Origin of the sequence: Hydrogenophaga sp. (assembly GCF_030158645.1) — a bacterium.
In the GTDB taxonomy this organism is placed as follows: Bacteria; Pseudomonadota; Gammaproteobacteria; order Burkholderiales; family Burkholderiaceae_C; genus Hydrogenophaga.
On sequence record NZ_JAOASO010000017.1, the window covers coordinates 1 to 4,048 of the forward strand.

The window sequence follows — 4,048 nt, forward strand, 5'->3', positions numbered from 1 at the left end:
CCACGTCGCGCAGCAGCATGCGCTGGGCGTGGTTGTTGCCGGCGGCGTCCACCGCTTGCGGCAGGTCGATGATCACGGGGAAGTCGTCGCTGCCGTCTTCGCCCGAATGCGCGAGCAGGATGTTGAACTCCGACAAGTCGCCGTGCACCACGCCCGCGCACAGCATGCGCACCACCTCGCCCACGAGCGTGGCGTGGTGCTGGCGCGCCTGCACGGGCGTGAACGACACGTCGTTGAGGCGGGGCGCTGCGTCGCCGTCGGTATCGGTCACCAGTTCCATGAGCAGCACACCGTCGGCGAAGTTGAAGGGTTGGGGCACGCGCACACCGGCCGCGGCCAGGCGGTAGAGCGCGTCGACCTCGGCGCTTTGCCACGCGGCCTCTTGCGATTCGCGGCCGAACTTCGTGCCCTTGGCCATGGCGCGGGCCTGGCGCGAGTTCTTCACCTTGCGGTTTTCGGTGTAGTCCACCGCCTGGCGGAAGCTGCGGTTGTTCGCTTCCTTGTAGATCTTCGCGCAGCGCGTCTCGTCTCCACAGCGCACCACATAGACCATGGCTTCCTTGCCGCTCATGAGCTGGCGCACCACGGTGTCGATGAGACCCTCTTCAACGAGGGATTGCAGTCGGGGAGGTACTTTCATCGGGCGATTGTGCGCCCGGGCATCAAAGGGGCTTGAGCACGAAGCCGATCACCAGACCCGTGTCGGTCACCGTGATCGCGCCGGGCTGCATGCCCATGGCGTCGGCCATGCGCAGGTCTTGCGGCTGCAGGCGGTGCAACACCACCTCGCGCAGCGACTGCTCGGCCAGCGCGGGGGCGTAGGTGTTGAGCAACTCCACCACACCGGGCTGCAGGCTGGGAAAGCGCAGGCGGTCGATGCGCAACTGGTGGGCGCGCAGCGTGCGGTCGCTGGCCTCGTAGCGCAGGGCAAAGTCCAGGTCGAACGTACCGCGGTGGCTGCGGTTGAGCGCTGGTCCGGCGGCGTCCACCACCATCTCGGCGCGCAGGCGGTTTTGCGCCGGCAGCAGGCTCAGTGTGGGGGGCTGCAGGTCCAGGTTGAGCAGGCCTTGCACCGGGTATCGGAGGGGAAAGCGCTGCGCCACCGAGCGCTGCAGCACAGCGGTCGGCACGGTGACACCGGGCGGTCTGGAGGGTGGATCGTCCGCATCAGGTGATTGGGCCTGAGCCCATGGTCCGAGCGTTCCGCACAAGGCGGCTGAAAAGAAGGTTCTGCGGCGCATAGGCGGGGTGTGAGTCGGGCGCGCGCCGGGCGTTCAGCGCCAATGGTCTCTATTTGTAGAAAACCTCGACCCGACCCTTGAGCTGGATCAGCAGTGGCTGGCCCTTGCGGTCGAGCGTCTTGCCCGAAGGCACCTTCACCCAGCCTTCGCTGATGCAGTACTCGGACACGTCGAAACGCTCCTTGTCGTTGAATCGGATGCCGATGTCGTGCTCGAACACAGCGGGCACGTGGTGCGGACTGCGCACATCGATGGACAGGCGGTCGGGGAGGGTGGGACGGTTGTTGGGGGTGGGTGTCGATTCGGTCATGGGGCGATTGTCGACCAGTTCACGGCACACCCGGTTGCGGGCCGCGCACCGCTTCACTTTCAGGCCCAAACGCCGATACTCAAACACCATGAAACTACAACACAAGGCCTGGGGCTTGATCCTCCTGGCCGTCGCCGTGTGCGCGGGCGGTGCCGTCATGGGCGCGCGCACCGTGGTGCAAGACTCCTTCTCCCGGCTGGAGACAGAGCACGCCGAGCGGGAGGGTGAACGCGCCAAGCGGGTGCTCAACCAGCAGGTTCAGGGCCTGAGCGCCACCACCCAGGACTACGCCTACTGGGCCGACGCCGTGGAGTTTGTCCATGGCAAACGACCCGATTTCATGGTCGACAACTTCGACGTGGACAACATGGGGTCGCTGCGCATTTCGGAGGTGCTGGTGTTCGACCGCCAGGGCCGTGCGGTGGCCACGGTCAAGCGCGAGGACAAGGAGCGCCTGATCAAGCTGACTCCCGAGCGCATTGCACCCTTGCAGACGCTGGCCATGCAGGTCATGGAGCGATCCGACCCCAAGGCGGTGCTGCAGACGCTGCGTGTGGTGGATGGCGAACTGGAGATCGTGATCGCGGCTGCGGTGCGTCAGCCTGACTGGCAAGATGGTGCGGCACAGGGCGTCATGGCCATGGTGCGGCGTTTTGACCAGACCGAGGTGGATCAATTGGGCGACGTGCTGATGATGCCGGCGCGCTTGTCGTTTGAAACGCCTGCGCAATCGGGCGCGCCGTTTTACGTGCAGCGGGTCAACGCCGAGCGGGACGACCTGCACACCGTGCTGCAAGACCACGAAGGTCGTCCGGTGGCGGAGCTGGTCCTCGGGCTGGATCGACACCTGCAGGAGCAAGGTCGGGCGTTGAACGGGCAAGGCATGGTGGTGATCGCCTTGACATCGTTGATGGCCAGCTTGCTGCTGGTGCTGATCCTCGACCGGTTTCTGCTCAAACGGCTGCAACGCCTCTGCACCGACATCGACGTCATCACCCGGAATGGCCCCACGGCAGCACCCCCGGTCCGGGTTCAGGGCGATGACGAAATCAGTTCCCTGGCGCGCGGCGTCAACCAGCTGCTCCAGCGGGTGCAGTCGGACGCACAACAGCAGCGACTGTCCTTCGAGCGTCAAGAGACCATCCAGTCACAGCTGATGCAAAGCCAGAAATCCGAAGCCCTCGGGCGGCTGGCCGGGGGCATCGCGCACGACATCAACAACTCGCTGGCGGCCGTGACCGGTTGGGTGCGGCTCACCATGGAAGACCTGGAGGAGAAGCACCCCGGTCACGAGTCGCTGGGGCAGGCGCTCAAGGCCACGAAATACGCCGATGGCCTGATCCGCCAGCTGCTCGCTTTTGGTCGCAAGACAGCGCCCAAGCTGCAGCGTCTGCACCTGCGCACCCTGGTTGATGACACCCGTCGGCTGGTCGGCTCGGGGCTCACGCGGGAATGCGAGATCGTGGCCATCCACCGCGTGGACCAGGATCTCGTCCAGGGCGATCCCACGCAGCTGCAGCAGGTGCTGGTGAACCTGTTGATCAACGCCGCCGACGCCCTGGACGGCAAAGGGCGCATCGAAGTCACCATCGACGAAGTCGTCCTGCCGGTCGCAGACGCTCGGCGCTTGCCCGCCGACATGGCGAAACTGGTCCAGGGACGCTTTCTGACGATCGAGGTTCGGGACTTCGGACCCGGCATGCCGCCGGAGGTGGCGGACCGTGTCTTCGAGCCCTTCTTCACCACCAAGAGCGTGGGGCGCGGTACCGGGCTGGGCTTGTCGGTGGCCCAGGGCATCACGGCCCACCATGGCGGGTACATCGGCCTGTCCAGCGTGGTGGGCGAGGGCACCCGCTTCTGCCTGTACCTGCCGACCTGCGAGGACAACGGGTCCTCGCTCGCGCTGACACAGCCTTCATCAACAGACCGGCCCAGGCGGGAACTGCTGTTTGTCGATGACGACCAGCTGGTGCGTCAGTCGTGGAGCGCCTTGCTGGAGCGCAAGGGCTGGAACGTGACCCGTGCCCGCGACGGCGAAGAGGCCTGGAGTTACCTGGTGCAGTCGGCCCTGCGTTGGGATGTTGTGCTCACCGATCTGTCGATGCCCCGGCTCGATGGTGTGGGCCTGGGCCGGCGCATCCGTTCCATGGACCAACCGCCGCCGGTGGTGCTGTTGAGCGGCAACCTGGACGAGACCGACGCCGCGGTGCTGAAGGACTTGTTTGCGGCCGCGCTGCGCAAGCCGGTTGAAGCCGGTGATCTGGATGCGTTGCTTGACCGGGTCGTGCGCCAGGCCGCCCAGCCAGCCGCAAAGTCCTGAACCCGGTGGTTCAGTCCTCCAGCACCCGCACCTTCACACCCTTGCCCTTGATGCGCCCGTCGTTCAATCGGCTGGCCACCTGCTGGGCGATGTCCCGGTCCACGGCCACGTAAGTGGACCATTCGTTCACGTTGATCTTGCCCACCTGCTCGCGGGTGTAGCCCAGGTCGGCGGTGA

Annotated in this window: 5 protein-coding genes; 1 reads left to right on the forward strand and 4 read right to left on the reverse strand. The window is 65.9% G+C overall.

Annotated elements, in window-relative coordinates:
- The 3 genes from Q1W68_RS01375 to Q1W68_RS01385 form a co-directional block, all read right to left on the reverse strand.
- On the reverse strand, window positions 1-640 hold a 640-nt coding region (locus tag Q1W68_RS01375), incomplete at its 3' end, for a PA4780 family RIO1-like protein kinase (RefSeq protein WP_300715471.1).
- Window positions 641-662: 22 nt separating this feature from the next.
- Complete coding sequence (locus tag Q1W68_RS01380; protein WP_366146686.1) at window positions 663-1,130, reverse strand: DUF1439 domain-containing protein; 468 nt, start codon at window positions 1,128-1,130, stop codon at window positions 663-665.
- Window positions 1,131-1,290: 160 nt separating this feature from the next.
- Window positions 1,291-1,551: a DUF3297 family protein gene (locus Q1W68_RS01385; RefSeq protein ID WP_300648063.1), complete on the reverse strand. Its 261-nt coding sequence runs from the start codon at window positions 1,549-1,551 to the stop codon at window positions 1,291-1,293.
- An 88-nt stretch (window positions 1,552-1,639) separates the two neighbouring features.
- Here Q1W68_RS01385 and Q1W68_RS01390 point away from each other — a divergent pair, with 88 nt between their 5' ends.
- The gene (locus Q1W68_RS01390; protein ID WP_300648065.1) at window positions 1,640-3,871 is read left to right on the forward strand and encodes an ATP-binding protein; all 2,232 of its coding nucleotides are present in this window, start codon (window positions 1,640-1,642) and stop codon (window positions 3,869-3,871) included.
- Between the two features lie 10 nt (window positions 3,872-3,881).
- Here the strand turns inward: Q1W68_RS01390 and Q1W68_RS01395 are convergent.
- Window positions 3,882-4,048 (reverse strand): DbpA RNA binding domain-containing protein (locus Q1W68_RS01395; protein ID WP_300715472.1); only part of this gene is annotated, 167 nt, incomplete at its 5' end.

What these genes read in the sequence shown, in the direction of transcription:
- Q1W68_RS01390 (WP_300648065.1), top strand. Translation starts at nt 1,640, where the DNA reads ATGAAACTACAACACAAGGCCTGGGGCTTGATCCTCCTGGCCGTCGCC.
- Q1W68_RS01385 (WP_300648063.1), bottom strand. Translation starts at nt 1,551, where the DNA reads ATGACCGAATCGACACCCACCCCCAACAACCGTCCCACCCTCCCCGAC.